This window comes from Shewanella sp. M16, from assembly GCF_018224605.1.
GTDB lineage: Bacteria > Pseudomonadota > Gammaproteobacteria > Enterobacterales > Shewanellaceae > Shewanella > Shewanella oncorhynchi.
The window spans coordinates 50,665-67,487 of the sequence record NZ_JAGTUL010000008.1 but is presented as its reverse complement, the minus strand read 5'-3'; the positions used below and the strand labels follow the sequence as shown (position 1 = coordinate 67,487).

The 16,823-nt window shown below is 46.6% G+C and carries 14 protein-coding genes; all 14 read right to left on the bottom strand.

From position 1 onward, the window contains the following. Positions 1-27: 27 nt before the first annotated feature. Positions 28-3,501: a DNA polymerase III subunit alpha gene (gene dnaE / locus KFE26_RS07395; protein WP_212600034.1), complete on the bottom strand. Its 3,474-nt coding sequence runs from the start codon at positions 3,499-3,501 to the stop codon at positions 28-30. A gap of 150 nt (positions 3,502-3,651) precedes the next feature. Next, a complete protein-coding gene (gene rnhB, locus KFE26_RS07390; protein ID WP_212600033.1) occupies positions 3,652-4,284 on the bottom strand; it encodes a ribonuclease HII in 633 nt (210 codons plus the stop codon). Then, complete coding sequence (lpxB, locus tag KFE26_RS07385; RefSeq protein ID WP_113938987.1) at positions 4,284-5,462, bottom strand: lipid-A-disaccharide synthase; 1,179 nt, start codon at positions 5,460-5,462, stop codon at positions 4,284-4,286. The genes rnhB and lpxB overlap by 1 nt, the downstream gene beginning before the upstream one ends. A 241-nt stretch (positions 5,463-5,703) precedes the next feature. Beyond that, positions 5,704-6,474 carry an acyl-ACP--UDP-N-acetylglucosamine O-acyltransferase gene (lpxA, locus tag KFE26_RS07380; RefSeq protein WP_028760598.1) on the bottom strand — a complete coding sequence of 257 codons (771 nt, stop codon included), beginning with the start codon at positions 6,472-6,474 and terminating at the stop codon, positions 5,704-5,706. Beyond that, positions 6,471-6,935 (bottom strand): 3-hydroxyacyl-ACP dehydratase FabZ, encoded by a 465-nt coding sequence (fabZ, locus tag KFE26_RS07375; RefSeq protein ID WP_006080990.1) that lies wholly within the window; start codon positions 6,933-6,935, stop codon positions 6,471-6,473. Before fabZ ends, lpxA begins: the two co-directional genes overlap by 4 nt. Before the next feature lie 31 nt (positions 6,936-6,966). After that, the gene (gene lpxD / locus KFE26_RS07370; RefSeq protein ID WP_105249717.1) at positions 6,967-7,992 is read right to left on the bottom strand and encodes a UDP-3-O-(3-hydroxymyristoyl)glucosamine N-acyltransferase; all 1,026 of its coding nucleotides are present in this window, start codon (positions 7,990-7,992) and stop codon (positions 6,967-6,969) included. 3 nt (positions 7,993-7,995) lie between these two features. Then, on the bottom strand, positions 7,996-8,493 hold the full coding sequence (locus KFE26_RS07365) for an OmpH family outer membrane protein (RefSeq protein ID WP_028760600.1): 498 nt from the start codon (positions 8,491-8,493) through the stop codon (positions 7,996-7,998). Positions 8,494-8,557: 64 nt separating this feature from the next. Further along, entirely contained in the window at positions 8,558-11,041 is a 2,484-nt protein-coding gene (gene bamA / locus KFE26_RS07360; RefSeq protein WP_212600032.1) for an outer membrane protein assembly factor BamA, read from the bottom strand. Between the two features lie 31 nt (positions 11,042-11,072). Next, positions 11,073-12,443 carry a sigma E protease regulator RseP gene (gene rseP / locus KFE26_RS07355; protein ID WP_168823182.1) on the bottom strand — a complete coding sequence of 457 codons (1,371 nt, stop codon included), beginning with the start codon at positions 12,441-12,443 and terminating at the stop codon, positions 11,073-11,075. A gap of 39 nt (positions 12,444-12,482) precedes the next feature. Beyond that, a complete protein-coding gene (ispC, locus tag KFE26_RS07350; protein ID WP_212600031.1) occupies positions 12,483-13,673 on the bottom strand; it encodes a 1-deoxy-D-xylulose-5-phosphate reductoisomerase in 1,191 nt (396 codons plus the stop codon). Positions 13,674-13,677: 4 nt separating this feature from the next. Beyond that, positions 13,678-14,535, bottom strand: coding sequence for a phosphatidate cytidylyltransferase (locus KFE26_RS07345; RefSeq protein ID WP_105249720.1), 858 nt, complete (start codon positions 14,533-14,535; stop codon positions 13,678-13,680). Between the two features lie 20 nt (positions 14,536-14,555). Next, complete coding sequence (locus KFE26_RS07340; RefSeq protein WP_212600030.1) at positions 14,556-15,383, bottom strand: isoprenyl transferase; 828 nt, start codon at positions 15,381-15,383, stop codon at positions 14,556-14,558. A gap of 81 nt (positions 15,384-15,464) precedes the next feature. Continuing rightward, entirely contained in the window at positions 15,465-16,022 is a 558-nt protein-coding gene (frr, locus tag KFE26_RS07335) for a ribosome recycling factor (RefSeq protein WP_012088724.1), read from the bottom strand. 21 nt (positions 16,023-16,043) lie between these two features. Continuing rightward, complete coding sequence (gene pyrH, locus KFE26_RS07330) at positions 16,044-16,781, bottom strand: UMP kinase (RefSeq protein WP_006080981.1); 738 nt, start codon at positions 16,779-16,781, stop codon at positions 16,044-16,046. Between the last annotated feature and the right edge of the window lie 42 nt (positions 16,782-16,823).

Sequence of the window (16,823 nt, the reverse complement as noted above, 5' to 3'; positions counted from 1 at the left end):
TGTTTACACCTAAGACATTCGCCAACATTAGAATAAAATTCTCACCTTGTTTGGCCCGAGCAGCGATTCGAGCGAGAGCATCAAGTCATCGGTCGGATTCACTCGCCAAGCATCGGCTAACCTAAACTGACCTTTGGCTTGAGCTTGAGTGTAATTGATCACCACAGGCACGGCGCCGTTACGCCACGGGTTTAGGGCTTGCTCGAAAGTGTCTAACGCCGATGGCGTTAACTCGCTGCCATCCATATCAATTTCCAGCGCCTTGGCAAAGTGGCTGCGCGCCTCACTGATATCTATGATGTTACGCGCCGTCATGCGGTTACCGCCGGCAAAATCATCGTAACTCACCTCACCTTCACAAATGAGGATGCGGTCTTTCTCCAGCAGATGATTAAATTTTTCAAAGGCTTCGGTAAACAACATGATTTCGAGACGTGCACTCTTATCGTCGAGCGTCAACAGGCCCATTTTCGAGCCGCGCTTGGTCAGCATCACTCGCGTTGCCACCACTAACCCAGCAGCCTTAGCGGTTTTACCGCGTTCGGTAGGATGCACATCTTTCAAACGACCGGACGTGTAATGCTTCAGCTCTTTTAAATATTGATTGATCGGATGACCGGTCAAATACAAGCCTAAGGTTTCGCGCTCGCCTTCGAGCCAAATTTTATCTGGCCATGGGGTACATTCGACAAACTGCTGCTTACTGTCTTCTGGTTCACTGTTGAGCAAACCAAACATATCGTGTTGGCCAATCGCCTCGGCTTTGGCATGTTGATCAGCAGCGCGAATCGCTTCGGGCAAGGTTGCCATCATAGACGCACGATGCGGCCCTAGAGTATCGAGTGCGCCCGCGCAGATCAGCTTTTCAATCACGCGCTTATTGAGCTTTTTCAAATCGATACGGGCACAGAAATCGAATAAATCCACGAAGGGGCCATCTTTACGCGCCTCTAAAATCGATTCAACTGGACCTTCACCCACGCCTTTAATGGCGCCAATGCCATAAACAATGCGCAAATCATCATCGACGGTAAATTTGAACAAGCCTTTGTTCACATCCGGAGGAATGAGCGGTAGCCCCATACGCTCACATTCATCGACCAAAGTCACAATTTTATCTGTGTTGTCCATATCGGCCGACATTACCGCCGCCATAAACTGCGAAGGATAATGGGTTTTTAGCCATAAGGTCTGATAAGACACAAGCGCATAGGCGGCTGAGTGAGATTTGTTAAAACCGTAGCCGGCGAACTTTTCCACTAAGTCGAAGATCTTCATCGACAAGTCGCCGTCGACACCGTTATTGATTGCGCCCTCTTTAAAGATACTGCGCTGCTTGGCCATCTCTTCGGGCTTTTTCTTACCCATAGCACGGCGCAACATGTCGGCGCCGCCAAGGGTGTAACCCGATAACACCTGTGCAATCTGCATCACTTGCTCTTGATACAGAATAATGCCGTAGGTCGGTGATAACAGTTCTTTTAAGGATTCATGCTGGTACTGAGAATCGGGATACGATACTTCCTCGCGCCCATGCTTACGCTCGATGAAGTTATCTACCATGCCCGATTGCAAAGGCCCAGGGCGGAACAATGCCACCAGTGCGATCATGTCTTCGAAACAGTCGGGCTGCAGACGTTTAATCAAATCCTTCATACCGCGGGATTCCAACTGGAATACCGCTGTGGTTTCATATTTTTGCAACAAGCGGAAAGATGCAGCATCCGTTAACGGAATCGCTTCGATACGCACAGGTGGGCGACCGTTTTTGACCTCGACCTTGTTCACCATCTCCAGTGCCCAGTCGATGATTGTCAAAGTACGTAAACCCAAAAAGTCGAATTTAACTAAACCTGCGGTTTCGACGTCGTTTTTATCGAATTGTGTTACTGGGTTTTTACCTTCAGCGTCGCAATAGAGCGGCGCAAAATCGGTAATTTTAGTTGGTGCAATCACCACACCACCCGCGTGTTTACCCGCGTTACGCGTCACACCTTCGAGCTTGCGACACATGTCGATCAGATCTTTTACGTCTTCATCGGCATCATAGGATTCTTGCAGGGCTGGCTCGACCTCAAACGCTTTCGCCAGCGTCATCCCAGGTTCTGGTGGAATGAGTTTAGAAATTCGGTCAACGAAGCCATAGGGATGACCCAGCACACGGCCAACGTCACGAATAACCGCTTTTGCCGCCATAGTTCCGAAGGTGATGATTTGCGATACCGCTTCGCGGCCGTACAATTCGGCCACATGGTCGATCACTTCATCACGTCTATCCATGCAAAAGTCGACGTCAAAGTCGGGCATAGAAACCCGCTCAGGGTTGAGGAATCGCTCGAACAGTAAGTCAAATTCCAATGGGTCTAAGTCGGTAATCTTAAGCGCATAGGCCACGAGTGAACCCGCGCCCGAGCCACGACCAGGCCCTACTGGAATACCGTTATCTTTACCCCATTGGATGAACTCCATCACGATCAAGAAGTAACCGGGGAACCCCATCTGGTTGATCACTTTAAGTTCAATGTCGAGGCGCTCATCGTATTCGCCGCGTTTCTCGGCGCGCACCTCAGGATCAGGGAACAAAAACTCGAGCCGCTCTTCAAGACCCTTCTTCGAACAGTCGACCAGAAAGTCTTCAATGGACATATCGCCCGTCGGGAAATTAGGCAGGAAATATTCGTATAAACGAATCGTGACATTACAGCGTTTAGCGATTTCGACACTGTTCGACAACGCCGCAGGAATGTCGGCGAATAGTTCACACATTTCCTCTTCGCTACGTAAATACTGCTGTTCACTGTATTTTTTAGGTCGGCGAGGATCCGCAAGGGTAAAGCCATCGTGAATTGCCACCCGAATTTCGTGGGCATCAAAATCTTCGGGTTTAAGAAACACCACCTGATTAGTAGCCACCACAGGGATGCCCTTCTCCTGCGCTAAGGCCACAGCCATATGCAGATAACGCTCTTCATCGGGGCGACCTGTGCGGATAAGTTCGAGGAAATAACGGTCAGTGAAATGGGTCTGATAAAAGTCGCATAAAGATTCGACTTGTGTGCCATTGCCCTTGAGCAGTGCCTTACCCAGATCGCCTTCTTTGGCGCCAGATAACAGCAAAATGCCTTCGTTATAAGTGAGTAACCACTCTTGGTCTATCACTACACGGCCGGCCACTTGGCCACGCAAATAAGCCTGACTGATGATTTGGGTCAGATTTTGATAACCGACATTGTTCATCGCAATAATGGTTAAGGCGCACAATTCGCCTTCAAATCCGGGCACTTGCATCCAAAAATCGGCACCAATAATCGGCTTGATCCCCGCACCATGGCAACCACTGTAAAACTTCACCAAACCACAAAAGTTATTTTGGTCAGTCAAGGCGACCGCAGCCATTCCCTGCGCTTCCACCTGCGCCAAAATAGGCTTGACCTTGGCCACGCCATCGGTCATAGAGAAGTCACTGTGGACACGAAGATGCACAAAACGAGGATCGGACATAATTAGGATTATCTTTGAATAGCAGGTTAACAATAACTAGAAAGCAGACTAACAAAGTCACGCAGCCAGAGCCAGTGACTTTGCTGGATAACGGGAACTTATACCCAAACAACCTGAAACTCGTATCTTCAGGTAGCTTGGGAGCACAGCTTATAGTCCCAGTAATGCCTTGACGGGTTTAAAACTTTTACGATATTGGTCAAACACCCCATGTTCGGCGATGGCCTCAAAATGCGCCTTAGTCGGATAGCCCTTATGCTTAGCAAAACCGTATTGCGGATAAGCAGCATCGAGCACATCCATCTCACGATCCCGCGTCACTTTGGCGATAATCGATGCGGCACTAATACTGGCAATTAAACCATCACCTTTAATGATGCTGTGACTGGTAAGCGAGGCGCCATTATGGGCAACAAATGCTGGACTGCGATTGCCATCGACTAACACCAACGCAGGCGCAATCTTAAGCCCAGCAACCGCACGCTGCATCGCCAGCATAGTGGCGTACAGAATATTCAGCTCATCGATTTCAGCAGGACTGGCGCGGCCCACGTGATAACACAGGGCTTTTTCACAAATCTCATCAAACAAAGCTTCGCGGCGCTTCTCACTGAGTTTCTTGGAATCATTCAGACCACTGATGGGCTTGTTTGGATCTAAAATCACAGCGGCAGTCACCACATCACCAACTAAAGGCCCACGGCCGACTTCATCCACACCAGCAATTAATCCCGTCGAAAAGGCCAGCAAATCGGCTTCGGTTAAACTTTTAAAAGTTGCCACTAGTTAGCCTCCAGCGATTTAGCATGACTTGGTTTAGGCTCAACCAGTGCCATTACCGCTTCAGCGGCTTTTAAGCTCGCATCACGGCGTAACACTTGGTGCAGGGCATCAAACTCAGCTTTGAGCGGCGTAAAATCTCGATTTAACTCGACTGTGACCGCTGCAGCTATTTTCTCTGGCGTGCAATCTTCTTGAATGAGCTCAGGGACGAGATCTTTTCCAGCCAGTAGATTCGGTAACGAGAAACGCTCGACCTGCATCATGCGCTTAGCAATCCAATAGGTCATAGGGCTAACACGATAAGCCACCACCATTGGACGCTTGACCAACATGGCTTCTAACGTCGCGGTGCCAGATGCTAATAAAATGCCATCGGCAGCCGCCATGACTTCGCGCGACTGACCTTCGACCATATGAATTTCGAGATCCGGTGCAAAATCCTTCAGCGCTTGCTCAAATTGCTCACGGCGTTTTTGATTGACCAGTGGCGTCACAAAACGTATATCAGGGAAGTTCTGTTTAATCAGTAAAGCCGCCTTCACGAAAGGCTCAGCCAGTTGCTTTAACTCGCCACCACGGGATCCCGGTAGAATAGCTAAATATTCTGCATCGGCATCGAGTTCAAGTAACTGACGCGCCGCCGCTTTATCGCTTCGCAACGGAATATCATCCGCTAAGGTATGACCCACAAAGGTGCAAGGTACTTGATGCTTGTCATAAAAAGCTTTCTCAAATGGCAATAACGACAACACCATATGGGTCGCCTTCGCGATTTTGAATATACGTTTTGGGCGCCATGCCCACACGGATGGGCTCACATAATGGACGGTTTTAATACCGCGGGCTTTAAGTTTAAGCTCGAGGCCTATATTAAAATCCGGTGCATCTATGCCAATAAAACAATCGGGCTTAAGCGCGGTGATCTCTTTAATCAAGGATGACCGCACTTTTAATAAGCGAGGTAGACGAGATAACACTTCAACGATTCCCATCACTGCGAGTTCTTCCATCGCAAACAGGGATTTGAAGCCTAGGGCTTCCATGCGGGGTCCACCGATACCGACAAAGCGCGCATCGGGATGGGTCTTTTGCAGCGCAGCCATTAAACCTGCACCTAAAATATCGCCTGAGAGTTCTCCGGCAACCATGGCAAACACTAATGGAGTTTTATTGCTCATAAACCAATCACGTCTCATGAATTAATGGCATTGGATGAAGAGGTAAACCACACCTAAAATGCATCGTTCCAAGCCTACACTTATGTTAAGTTAATGATTCAATTAATGACTAAGCTCATTTATGGTCGAATGCATTGATGAATAAACGCATTTTTAACGACTACGTCTACCACAAAAAAGGCTTAAACCAATAATACAAAAGGGCATAAAAATGCCCTTTTGTTGTCATGTGGTCATCAAGTTAGCGAATAATGCCGCGACTCGATGACTTTACAAACTCAAGCAGTAATTTGACTTGCTCATCGTTCTGCGCATCTTCAGCTAATGCTTCAATCGCTTCTTCTACCGTTAAGCTGCTACGATATAACGTTTTATAAGCACGACGCACGGCTAACTGGCTTTCTTTAGAAAAACCGCGACGCTTCATACCTTCGCTGTTTAAGCCGCGAGGCACTGTCGGTTGACCCGCTGCCATCACAAAAGGAGGCACATCCTGCAAAACTAAAGAACAACCGGCAGTAAACGCATGGGCACCAATATGCACAAACTGATGTACGCCTGTCATACCGCCTAAAATCGCCCAGTCACCGACGTGCACGTGACCTGCAATAGATGCGTTATTCGCCATGATGACATTATCGCCGACCACACAGTCATGGGCGATATGCACATAGTTCATAAACAGGTTATTCGACCCAATACGGGTTTCACTGTTATCTTGAACTGTACCGCGGTGAATGGTCACGTTTTCACGGATGACGTTATTGTCGCCAATGATCAGTCGTGTCGGCTCGCCAGCGTACTTTTTGTCTTGGCATTCTTCACCAACGGAGGCGAATTGAAAAATACGATTCCCTTTGCCGATAATCGTTGGACCTTTGACCACCACATGGGAACTCAACCAACAATCATCACCAATTTCGACGCCCGCACCGATATAGGTCCAAGGGCCAATAGTGACGTTATTGCCAATTTTTGCATCGGGATGCACAAACGCTAATGTATCTATCACTGACTAATCTCTCTGCGGGCACACATGATTTCAGCGGAACAAACCACTTCACCATCCACTTTGGCCTCACCGTAGAAAACGCCAATCCCGCGGCGCTCTTTAATCATTTTGACATCAAAATGAATTTGATCTCCTGGCTCAACCACACGTCTAAAACGCGCATTATCAATACCAGCAAAGTAATACAACACACCTGGTGGTGGTACATCACTACTCATTGTTTTAAAGGCTAACAGGCCAGTTGCCTGTGCCATCGCTTCTAAAATAAGCACACCTGGCATCACAGGTTGTATCGGGAAATGTCCCTGAAAAAATGGCTCATTTATTGAAACGTTTTTGATCGCCTGCAGACTAACACCAGGAGTGTAATCAAGCACACGATCGATCAATAGGAATGGATATCTATGGGGTAGATATTTAAGTATTTCTTTAATATCCATAGTGTTCATTTGATTAGACACGAACCGAGTTCCTCAAATTGCCTTGGGGCAATTAATCTGGTGTTTTTAAATTTTTTTCCAACGTTTTAACACGCTGGAACAGTTCATCTAACTGACGGAAACGAACTGTATTTTTACGCCAAAGTTTATTGTCCATTGCCACCGTGGCAGAAGAGTATAAGCCAGGCTCACGCATGTTAGTGGTGATATTGGTAGCACCAGACACATGCACACCATCGGCAATGCTCAAATGACCTGCGATGGCACAGCTACCGCCAATAATACAATATTTACCAATAGTGACACTGCCAGCAACAGTAGTACTGCCTGCAATAGCAGTATTTTCGCCGATTATATCGTTATGGGCAATTTGTACTTGGTTATCAATAATCACACCGTCGTGGATCTCTGTATGGCCTAATGCCCCACGATCTACCGTTGAATTAGCACCAATCTCAACCCGATCGCCAATACGCACGCCACCTGTCTGCGGAATTTTAATCCACTGACCACGTTCGTTAGCATAACCAAAACCATCTGAGCCTAATACGGCACCCGAATGGATAATACAATCCTGTCCTAAATGCACATCGTGATAGACGGTGACATTAGCCCACAAACGTGTTTTTGAGCCAATAACCACATCTTGTCCCAGCACAACACCGGCACCAATCTGCACATTTTCACCTAAAATGACGTTCGCACCAATCACAGCATTCGCGCCAATAGCGACACCTTCCCCTAAATGAGCTGAAGGATCAATTTGTGCCGAAGGATGGATACCCACCGCCGCTTTGGGTGTAGTATCCAAATACTGAGCAACACGAGCAAAACCGACATATGGATCTTTTACAATTAACGCAGTACCTTGATAATCCTGCGCATCTTTAGCTGACAATAACACCGCACTCGCTTGAGTTGCCTCAAGCTGAGAGCGGTATTTACTGTTGGCTAAAAAAGAGATCTGACCCGCCTTGGCATTTTCTAAGGTCGCCACACTATTAATAATTAGCGTTTCGTCGCCTTGGATATCACCGTCTAATAACAGGCATAGCTCTTTTAAAGTCACACTATTCATCTATTACTTGCCTTTGCTTAAGGCTTCAACCACTTTGCCACTGATGTCAGCGTTAGGCTTAACATAAATGACAGCACCACGTTGTAATACCAAATCATATTGGTCTTTTTCAGCGATAGTGTTGATGGCTTTTTGCACTTTAACTAACAGTTTATTTTGCTCTTCACCTTGGCGACGACGTAGGTCTTCATCCAATGCTTTGCCTTTTAACTGATATTCAGATTTTAGCGATTCCATTTTACGAACCAGCTCAGTTTTTTGTGCATCGTTCATTAATGCACCATCACGTTGCTGTTTCTCCATCAGAGAACGCATTTCTTCTTGCATTTTTTGGACATCAGCTACGCGATCACCAAACTCTTTCTTCAGAGATTGAGAGATCTGTTCACGTTGTGGGAGCTGTTCAAACACAGCGCCCATATCCACTACGGCAATTTTCTCAGCATGTGCCACTAACGGCGCGCCTAACAAAACTAACGTCATCAGCGCACAATTTACCATCTTGTTCAAAATAAACTCCTTGTTACCTTGTTATTGTCAGCAAAACTTGCCGAGTGTATGCCTTTTAAAAAGTTTTGCCAATATTGAAAGAGAAGATCTCCGTTTGGTCACCTTCATATTCTTTAAGCGGCCACGCCAAGCTGAACACCATAGGTCCCATAGGTGATAACCATTGCACACTCAGGCCCCAAGAGGCGCGCAGGCGTGCTGGATCACTAAAGTCCTGTAACTTAGCAAACTCTTCCGCAGGCAAACTATTTCGATAAAAATCATAGTCAAACTCAGTATCCCAGACGTTACCCGCATCGACGAAGAAGCTAGTACGAACTGAGTTAGTGTAAGCCTCATCCAAGAATGGGGTTGGTACAATCAACTCCATACTTGCCGTTGCAAGAGCATTACCACCGATAGAGCGGCCAGAACTGACTTGAATGCTATCAGGATCCGGTTGAGGGAAGTTACAACCATCACCCGATGGATCCAAGCAAGGTTCGCTACCACTATACATATAGAAGGAGCGAGGACCGACCGAGTTTGACTTAAAGCCACGTAGTGAGCTACTACCACCTGAGTAATAGTTTTCCCAGAAAGGCAAAATTTGGTCATTATCATTAAATTGACCATAACCGTTACCATAACCTAATCGACCACGGGCCAAGAGCACAACGCTCTGACTGCGGTTAACAGGAAAATAGAAGTTAGTGTCAAAGTCTGTCTTAAAATACTGTAAATCAGACCCTGGCGAAGTCATTTTGCCATTCAGACGCTGGGACGAGCCATCTGTTGGGAAAGTGCCACGGTTCAAGGTACTACGATACCAGCCTAGGCTGAGTTCGAAGTTATCAAAACTTAAGTCGGCATTCGGATCATCATCACGATAGATGTTATAGAAACGACGTGCCTGCTCATAGGCAGAAATTTCAGAAATCGTGTTGTGACGATAGCCAATACCACCATTGATACGGTTGTATTCGTTAATCGGGAAACCCGAGTTAAGCGCCACACCATACGAACTGTTTTTATAGCGTTCTAAGTTAGCTTCATTGGCGTCAAACTCACTCCAATAAACGCTCCCGCCTAAACTCACTCCGTCTTTTGTCCAGTACGGATCGGTATAGGATAAGTTAACGTTTTTAGAGTACTTATTTGTACTCAAGCTAATACCCGCTTGATTACCTGTACCTAAGAAGTTGTTTTGCTGTACGCCAAACTGCAAGCTCAGACCTGATTCAGTACCATAACCGACACCCGCGTTAAATGAGCCCGATGGCTGCTCTTTCACTTTAACCGCAACATCAACTAAGTCATCAGTACCCGGCACTTGAATGGTTTCAGTGTCAACGGTTTCGAAGAAGCCCAAACGGTTCAGACGCGCTTTAGACTGCTCAACTTGCGCAGAGTTTAACCAAGCCCCTTCCATCTGACGCAACTCACGGCGCATCACTTCATCTTTAGTCACTGTATTACCAGTGAAGTTAATCGCCCGCACGTAAACACGTTTACCCGGTTTGATATTGATGTTTAAGGTGACTTCTTTAGTCTTATCATCAATTTCAGGGTAGGTTTTCACTTCAGGGTAAGCATAACCGAAGCGGCCTAAATACTTGCTGTACATTTCTTCGGTGAAAGTTACATCACCGCCGTTGTACATATCACCCGCTTTGATTGGCAGAATTGATTTCATCAACTCTTCACGGCCCATCAAATCACCCGTCAGGTTTACTTCTTTAACTTTATACTTCTCACCTTCATCTACGTTGATGGTGATATATAAACCTTTACGGTCAGGCGTCATGGCCACTTGAGTCGAGGTGACTTCGAAGCGGATATAACCTTTATTGTGATAATAGGTTTTGATGGTCTCGAGATCGGCCTGCAGTTTTTGCTTCTGATAACGACGCTCACCAAACAGATCCCACCAAGCCACATAATCTTTAAGTTCCAACATGCCGATCAGTTCAGCATCGGTGAACTCTTTGTTACCGACCACGTTAATTTGGCGGATTTCGGCCGCTAAACCTTCGGTAAACTTAAATTTCAGCTCAACCCGATTACGGGGTAAGTTAATCACTTGGGCTTCCACTTTCGCGCCGTATTTACCCACGCCGTAGTAGAAATCCTGCAGACCCTTTTCAATACCAGTCAACATAGTACGATCGAGCGACTCACCGACTTTAACGCCAGAACCGTCCAGACTTTCCTGTAACTGTTCGTCTTTAATGTCTTTGTTGCCATCGAATGTCACGGCACTGATAGTTGGACGTTCAGTGACTTTCACCACTAATACGCCGCCATCTCGGCTCACGGAGACATTTTCAAAGTTAGTCGATGCATACAAGCTTTTAATCGCTTGCTGGATTCTTAACTGGTCAACAGTGTCACCTACTTTTACTGGTAAGCTTAACAAGGCAGCACCGAGTGCAACTCGTTGCAAACCTTCAACTTGGATGTCGGTCACTTCAAACGGTTGGAAAGTATCAGCCAACACAGTCCCTGAAAACGACGCACCGACGAATAACATCGAGGCAAAAAGTTTATTCAATCTCATAGAGCACTTCTAATTATTAGTCTGTCCTTGCTCAGAGTCGGGCAAAATCATTGAAAAGCGCAACGCTCATCAACATCAGCAGTATTGCTGCCCCAAATCTGAATCCTATTTCCTGCACCTTTTCAGGTACAGGTTTACCAGTTATTACTTCAATAAAGTAATACAGCAGGTGTCCCCCATCGAGCACAGGTAAAGGCAGCAAGTTAATGATGCCTAAATTGACGCTGATGAGCGCGAGGAACCCGAGAAAATAGACCAAGCCATAGTTTGCACTACTGCCCGCACCCTGTGCGATCGAAATGGGTCCACTCAGGTTTTTCACCGACACATCGCCGGTAAATAATTTACCAATCATCTTAAAGCTCACAGCAACAAGTTGCCATGTTTTATCCGCTGCTATACCGAAAGAATCGATTGGTCCATATTCAAGTTGTAAACGCATATTGTCTGGCCATTGTGCTTGGGTCGGGCTCACTCCGAGCATACCTATCTCTTGGCCATCGGCATTTTTACTGCTTAAGGGTGTCACTGCCACATTAAACTGTTCGCCATTGCGACGCACAGTTAAACTCACAGGCACATTGGCAGAATGTTGAATAATGTCAACAAAAGCCTGCCAATCGGTGTAATTTTTACCATTTATTGCGACTAAGGTGTCACCGACTTTTAGCTCACTATTCGCAGCGGCACTGTCAGGACTAATCGCAGCAATGGTGGGGACGATTTCGGGACGATAAATCCCTAACCCTAATGCCGTAATCGGGGATTCTTTTTCAGGGTCAAAACGCCAATTACGCGTATCTAAGGTGTAAGACCGCGCACTAGAATCCAAACCTTGCAAACCATTCAATGGCATCAGCGATACACTCAGACTTTCATCACCTATGTGGCCGACTAAAGCTAAATTCACTTCTTCCCAGTTACGCACTGCCTGACCGGAAATGGCCGTTATTTGCATTGGCTCTGTGATTTGAATTTGCGCAGCAGCAGTCCCGGGGGTCGTCGAGGTGATCACAGGCTTAAGTGATGGCACACCAATCAGATACATAAAATACAGGGCAACGATGGCAAAAATAAAGTTAGCAATTGGACCAGCGGCCACAATCGCAATACGTTGCCATACGGTTTTACGATTGAACGCTTGATCTTTTAATTCATCGGGAACGTCTTCAACACGCTCATCGAGCATTTTGACATAGCCGCCAAGGGGGATCATGGCTAACACATATTCAGTGCCGTCTTTACCAACACGGCGCCAAATAGCCTTACCAAAACCAATGGAGAAACGTTCGACTTTCACGCCACAACGTCGCGCGATATAGAAATGGCCGTATTCGTGGGCAGTAATTAACAGACCCAGTGCAACGATGAAAGAACCTAAGTTCCATAAAAAATCTAACATCCCACTCCTTACGTTATAAATTTAATCACTCAGCTATTGCTAAGCGATGCTTGCTAATGTCTCACACGCATAGACGCGGGTTTGCGCATCTAAGGCTAAAATATCTTCTATGCTGCCCATAGGACGTTTAGGCACAGTGACTAAACAAGCCTCATTCACTTTTGCAATTTGCGTAAAACCAATTTGCCCCTGCAAGAATGCTTCAACAGCGACCTCATTGGCAGCATTTAATACGGTTGTTGCCTCTTGGCCTTGGGCACACGCCTCCATAGCCAAAGCCAAACAGGGGAAACGTTCAAAATCAGGTTCATAAAAGCTTAACTGTCCGACTTTGAAAAAATCTAAAGGTTCAACGCCCGAATGAATTCTTTGCGGATAAGCCATGCAATGGGCAATCGGTGTGCGCATATCTGGGTTACCCATTTGGGCGATAACCGAACCATCACGGTACTGCACCATAGAGTGGATCACGCTTTGCGGATGAATAACCACTTTAAGTTGCTCAGCCTGAGTGTTAAACAACCACCGCGCCTCAATGAACTCTAAACCCTTATTCATCATAGTGGCGGAGTCAACAGAGATTTTAGGTCCCATGGACCAATTAGGGTGTTTACAGGCTTGGGCAGGCGTCATGGCCGCAAGTGTCGCAAGATCCGACCGCAGGAAAGGTCCGCCAGAACCGGTTAACAAAATATGGGATATACCCGACGCAGCTAAATCGCAACGGCCGAGGTTAGCCTGCACTTCTAGGGGTAAACATTGAAAGATAGCATTATGTTCACTGTCCACGGGCAAGAGCACAGCACCAGAGCGCTTAGTCGCCTCAATAAACAACTCACCCGACATGACTAAAGCTTCTTTATTGGCCAGTAATACTCGCTTTCCCGCCTTCACGGCTTCAAGGGTTGGTACTAGCCCTGCCGCCCCGACAATCGCTGCCATTACAGTATCCACTTCGGCAGCCGTCACTAAACCGAGTAAATCGTTCATGCCAGTAGTGACTTGGATATTGAGCGCAGCGGGTAAAACGGCGCGTAACTGTTTCGCAGCCTCTTCATCCACCATATGCGCGACTTTCGGTTTATGGGCTACACACAAAGCCAGCATCTTATCAACGCTCGCATTGGCCACCAATCCATAGATGCTATAAGCCAATGGATTAGCCGAAATCACGCTTAAGGTACTAGCACCAATTGAACCGGTAGCACCCAAAATCACCATATTTTGCATAGCGTTACATCCAGAATGCAATGTAGATCAGGGTAAACACCGGCAAGGCTGCAGTCAGGCTGTCGATGCGGTCGAGCACGCCACCGTGACCGGGCAAAATAGTGCCAGAATCTTTAATACAGGCCGCACGCTTAAACATACTCTCAGATAAATCGCCCAGCGCTGACACTAAAGCAACAAATAAGGTCACTGCCACAACTAAACCCAGTTCTTGCTCTGGCGAATAATACATAACACCTGCAACCACGAGCATAGTCGTCACTAAACCACCAACTAGGCCTTCCAAGGTTTTAGCAGGGCTCACTGCAGGCATCAGTTTCGTTTTACCTATCGCTTTACCGACGAAGTAAGCCCCAGAATCTGCGGCCCACACAATCAACATCACTAACAGTACTAACACTGGGCCGTAATAGGGAGAAGTTTGTGAACTAATGGATTTGAGCGCGATAAGAGCAACAAAGCAAGGCACTAAGGTTAACTGTCCAAACATGGACTTAAACATAGGATTCTTTTGCCAGAACTTAGCGCTTTTAGGATAAGTTACCACTAATAATAGTGATGCTAACCACCAGAATGCACCAATATAGAGAATGGCCAAATAGATAGGATGTAACTGGTGGCTTAACCAAACGGCATCAATTGGCACAATCAGATTAATTGCCACCAATAAGATACCAACTGTGAAGGTAAAGCTCCACTGAGTGACATCACACTGATTATCGATAATTCTTCCCCATTCCTTTGCTGCAATAAGGAAGACGGCAACTAAGGCCCAGGCGAAGTAGCTGGCAGGGAGCAAAAATATCGCCCCTAAAACTAATGGAACTAACCAAGTTGCTGTTATTATTCGTTGTTTTAGCAAAAAAAATCCCTCATGAGGTTTTACAATGCACGCATCTCATCAATCTGACTTCCAGTCAGACCAAAACGGCGCTGGCGACTTGCAAAAATGGCTATCGCTTCATGAAAAGCCTGTTCATCGAAATCAGGCCAAAGGGTGTCGGTAAACACCAATTCTGCATAGGCCGCCTGCCACAGCACAAAATTGCTGATGCGACAGTCCCCGCCCGTGCGGATCATTAAATCAACTTCACTCTGATTTTGCATGCACAAATGTGCACTTAAGGCTTCTTCGGTGAACTGACTGCTGGTCATTTCGCCAGTTTCGACCTTTTCCGCTAATTTTTGTGCTGCTTGAAGTATGTCCCAACGGCCACCATAGTTAGCCGCAACATTTAGAATCAAGCCAGTATTGCGAGATGTCTTCTCTTGAGCAGCAGCAATTTGCTTCTGTAATCGCGCCGAAAAGCGGCTGATATCGCCAATAATGTTGAGCTTAACCTGATTCTTATCCAGCAATTTAATTTCGCGCTGTAATACGGTAAAAAACAACTCCATCAGCAAGCTGACTTCTTTATCGGGTCTACGCCAATTCTCGCTAGAAAATGCGAATAAGGTTAGCGATTCAATGCCTAATTGGCTTGCCGTGCTTACGGCTCTTCTAACGGCCTTAACACCAGCCTTATGTCCCATCACTCGTGGTTTACCTTGGGTTTGTGCCCAACGCCCATTGCCATCCATGATAATAGCAACATGCTTAGGTAACGACTGTTTCACGAGTTCGGGTAATTGTCCCGGCAAGGTCGTTTGAGTGTATAAATCACTCTCACTCGTCCTAGGGTGCGGATCAAGTTCCACTGTGGATGACATCTAATACAGCCCTTTAAAATAGACAAACGCCGTGTAGTATACCCCTACACGGCGCATCAACTCTAGCTTATCGAACTGAGATTAGACTTCCATCAACTCAATTTCTTTGGCCGCTAAAATCTCATCGACCTTTTTAATGTGAGCATCGGTGAACTTTTGCACTTCTTCTTCACTGCGACGCACATCATCTTCAGTACAAGCTTTAGCTTTTTCAAGCTTTTTCACTTCAGAAATCGCATCACGACGCACGTTACGGATAGCAATACGACCGTTTTCAGCTTCGTTACGCACCACTTTGATGAAGTCTTTACGACGTTCTTCGGTCAGCGCGGGTAATGGAATACGTAATGTCGCGCCAGCTGACATAGGGTTCAGACCTAAATCAGAGCTCATAATAGCCTTTTCAACGGCTTGGATAGCACTACGGTCAAACACAGTCACAGACAGAGTGCGTGAATCTTCAACGCCCACGTTAGCCACTTGGTTTAGTGGCGTCATAGTGCCGTAGTAAGAGACTTGAATGGAATCCAACAGGCTTGGGTGGGCACGACCGGTACGCACTTTTGCCATTTGGTTTTTAGTCGCGTCTACGCATTTACCCATACGCTCTTGCGCATCTTTCTTAATATTCTCAATCACGTTAAATGTCCTTCTTGGTCATTAAATAACTTTTTTCGCTCTGATCAGCGTGCCTTCTTCTTCACCCATGATAACGCGGCGTAGAGCGCCAGGTTTATTCATGTTGAAGACTAAAATAGGCATGTCGTGATCACGCGCCATAGTAAAGGCGGCTAAGTCCATTACTTTTAATTCTTTTTCCAGAATTTCCGCATAAGTCACTTCATCATACTTAACGGCGTCTGGGTTCTTCATTGGATCTTCGGAGTATACACCGTCGACTTTAGTGCCTTTCAATACGACTTCAGCTTCGATTTCAATGCCGCGTAAACAGGCCGCAGAATCGGTCGTGCAGAAAGGATTACCTGTACCGGCAGCAAAAATAACCACTCGGCCAGATTTTAGCAAGCTGATCGCTTCAGCCCAATTGTAATCATCACACACACCCTTTAACGGGATAGCTGACATCAGACGAGCATTAACATAGGCACGGTGCAGGGCGTCTCGCATTGCCAAGCCGTTCATAACCGTTGCCAGCATACCCATGTGATCGCCCACCACACGGTTCATGCCTGCTTTTGCTAGGCCTTCACCGCGAAACAGATTACCACCACCAATAACCACACCCACCTGAATACCCAGCTCAACCAGCTCTTTCACTTCCTGAGCCATGCGATCTAATACTTTAGGGTCGATGCCGAAGCCTTCGTCGCCCATCAGTGCTTCGCCACTTAATTTAAGAAGAATGCGTCTAAATGCGGGTTTTGGATTGGTGCTCATAATTTTTATCCTGGTCATAACAAGACCGCAGCTATTGCCGCG

What these genes read in the sequence shown, in the direction of transcription:
- dnaE (WP_212600034.1), bottom strand. Translation starts at nt 3,501, where the DNA reads ATGTCCGATCCTCGTTTTGTGCATCTTCGTGTCCACAGTGACTTCTCT.
- lpxB (WP_113938987.1), bottom strand. Translation starts at nt 5,462, where the DNA reads ATGAGCAATAAAACTCCATTAGTGTTTGCCATGGTTGCCGGAGAACTC.
- lpxD (WP_105249717.1), bottom strand. Translation starts at nt 7,992, where the DNA reads ATGAATAGTGTGACTTTAAAAGAGCTATGCCTGTTATTAGACGGTGAT.
- KFE26_RS07365 (WP_028760600.1), bottom strand. Translation starts at nt 8,493, where the DNA reads ATGGTAAATTGTGCGCTGATGACGTTAGTTTTGTTAGGCGCGCCGTTA.
- bamA (WP_212600032.1), bottom strand. Translation starts at nt 11,041, where the DNA reads ATGAGATTGAATAAACTTTTTGCCTCGATGTTATTCGTCGGTGCGTCG.
- rseP (WP_168823182.1), bottom strand. Translation starts at nt 12,443, where the DNA reads ATGTTAGATTTTTTATGGAACTTAGGTTCTTTCATCGTTGCACTGGGT.
- ispC (WP_212600031.1), bottom strand. Translation starts at nt 13,673, where the DNA reads ATGCAAAATATGGTGATTTTGGGTGCTACCGGTTCAATTGGTGCTAGT.
- KFE26_RS07340 (WP_212600030.1), bottom strand. Translation starts at nt 15,383, where the DNA reads ATGTCATCCACAGTGGAACTTGATCCGCACCCTAGGACGAGTGAGAGT.
- pyrH (WP_006080981.1), bottom strand. Translation starts at nt 16,781, where the DNA reads ATGAGCACCAATCCAAAACCCGCATTTAGACGCATTCTTCTTAAATTA.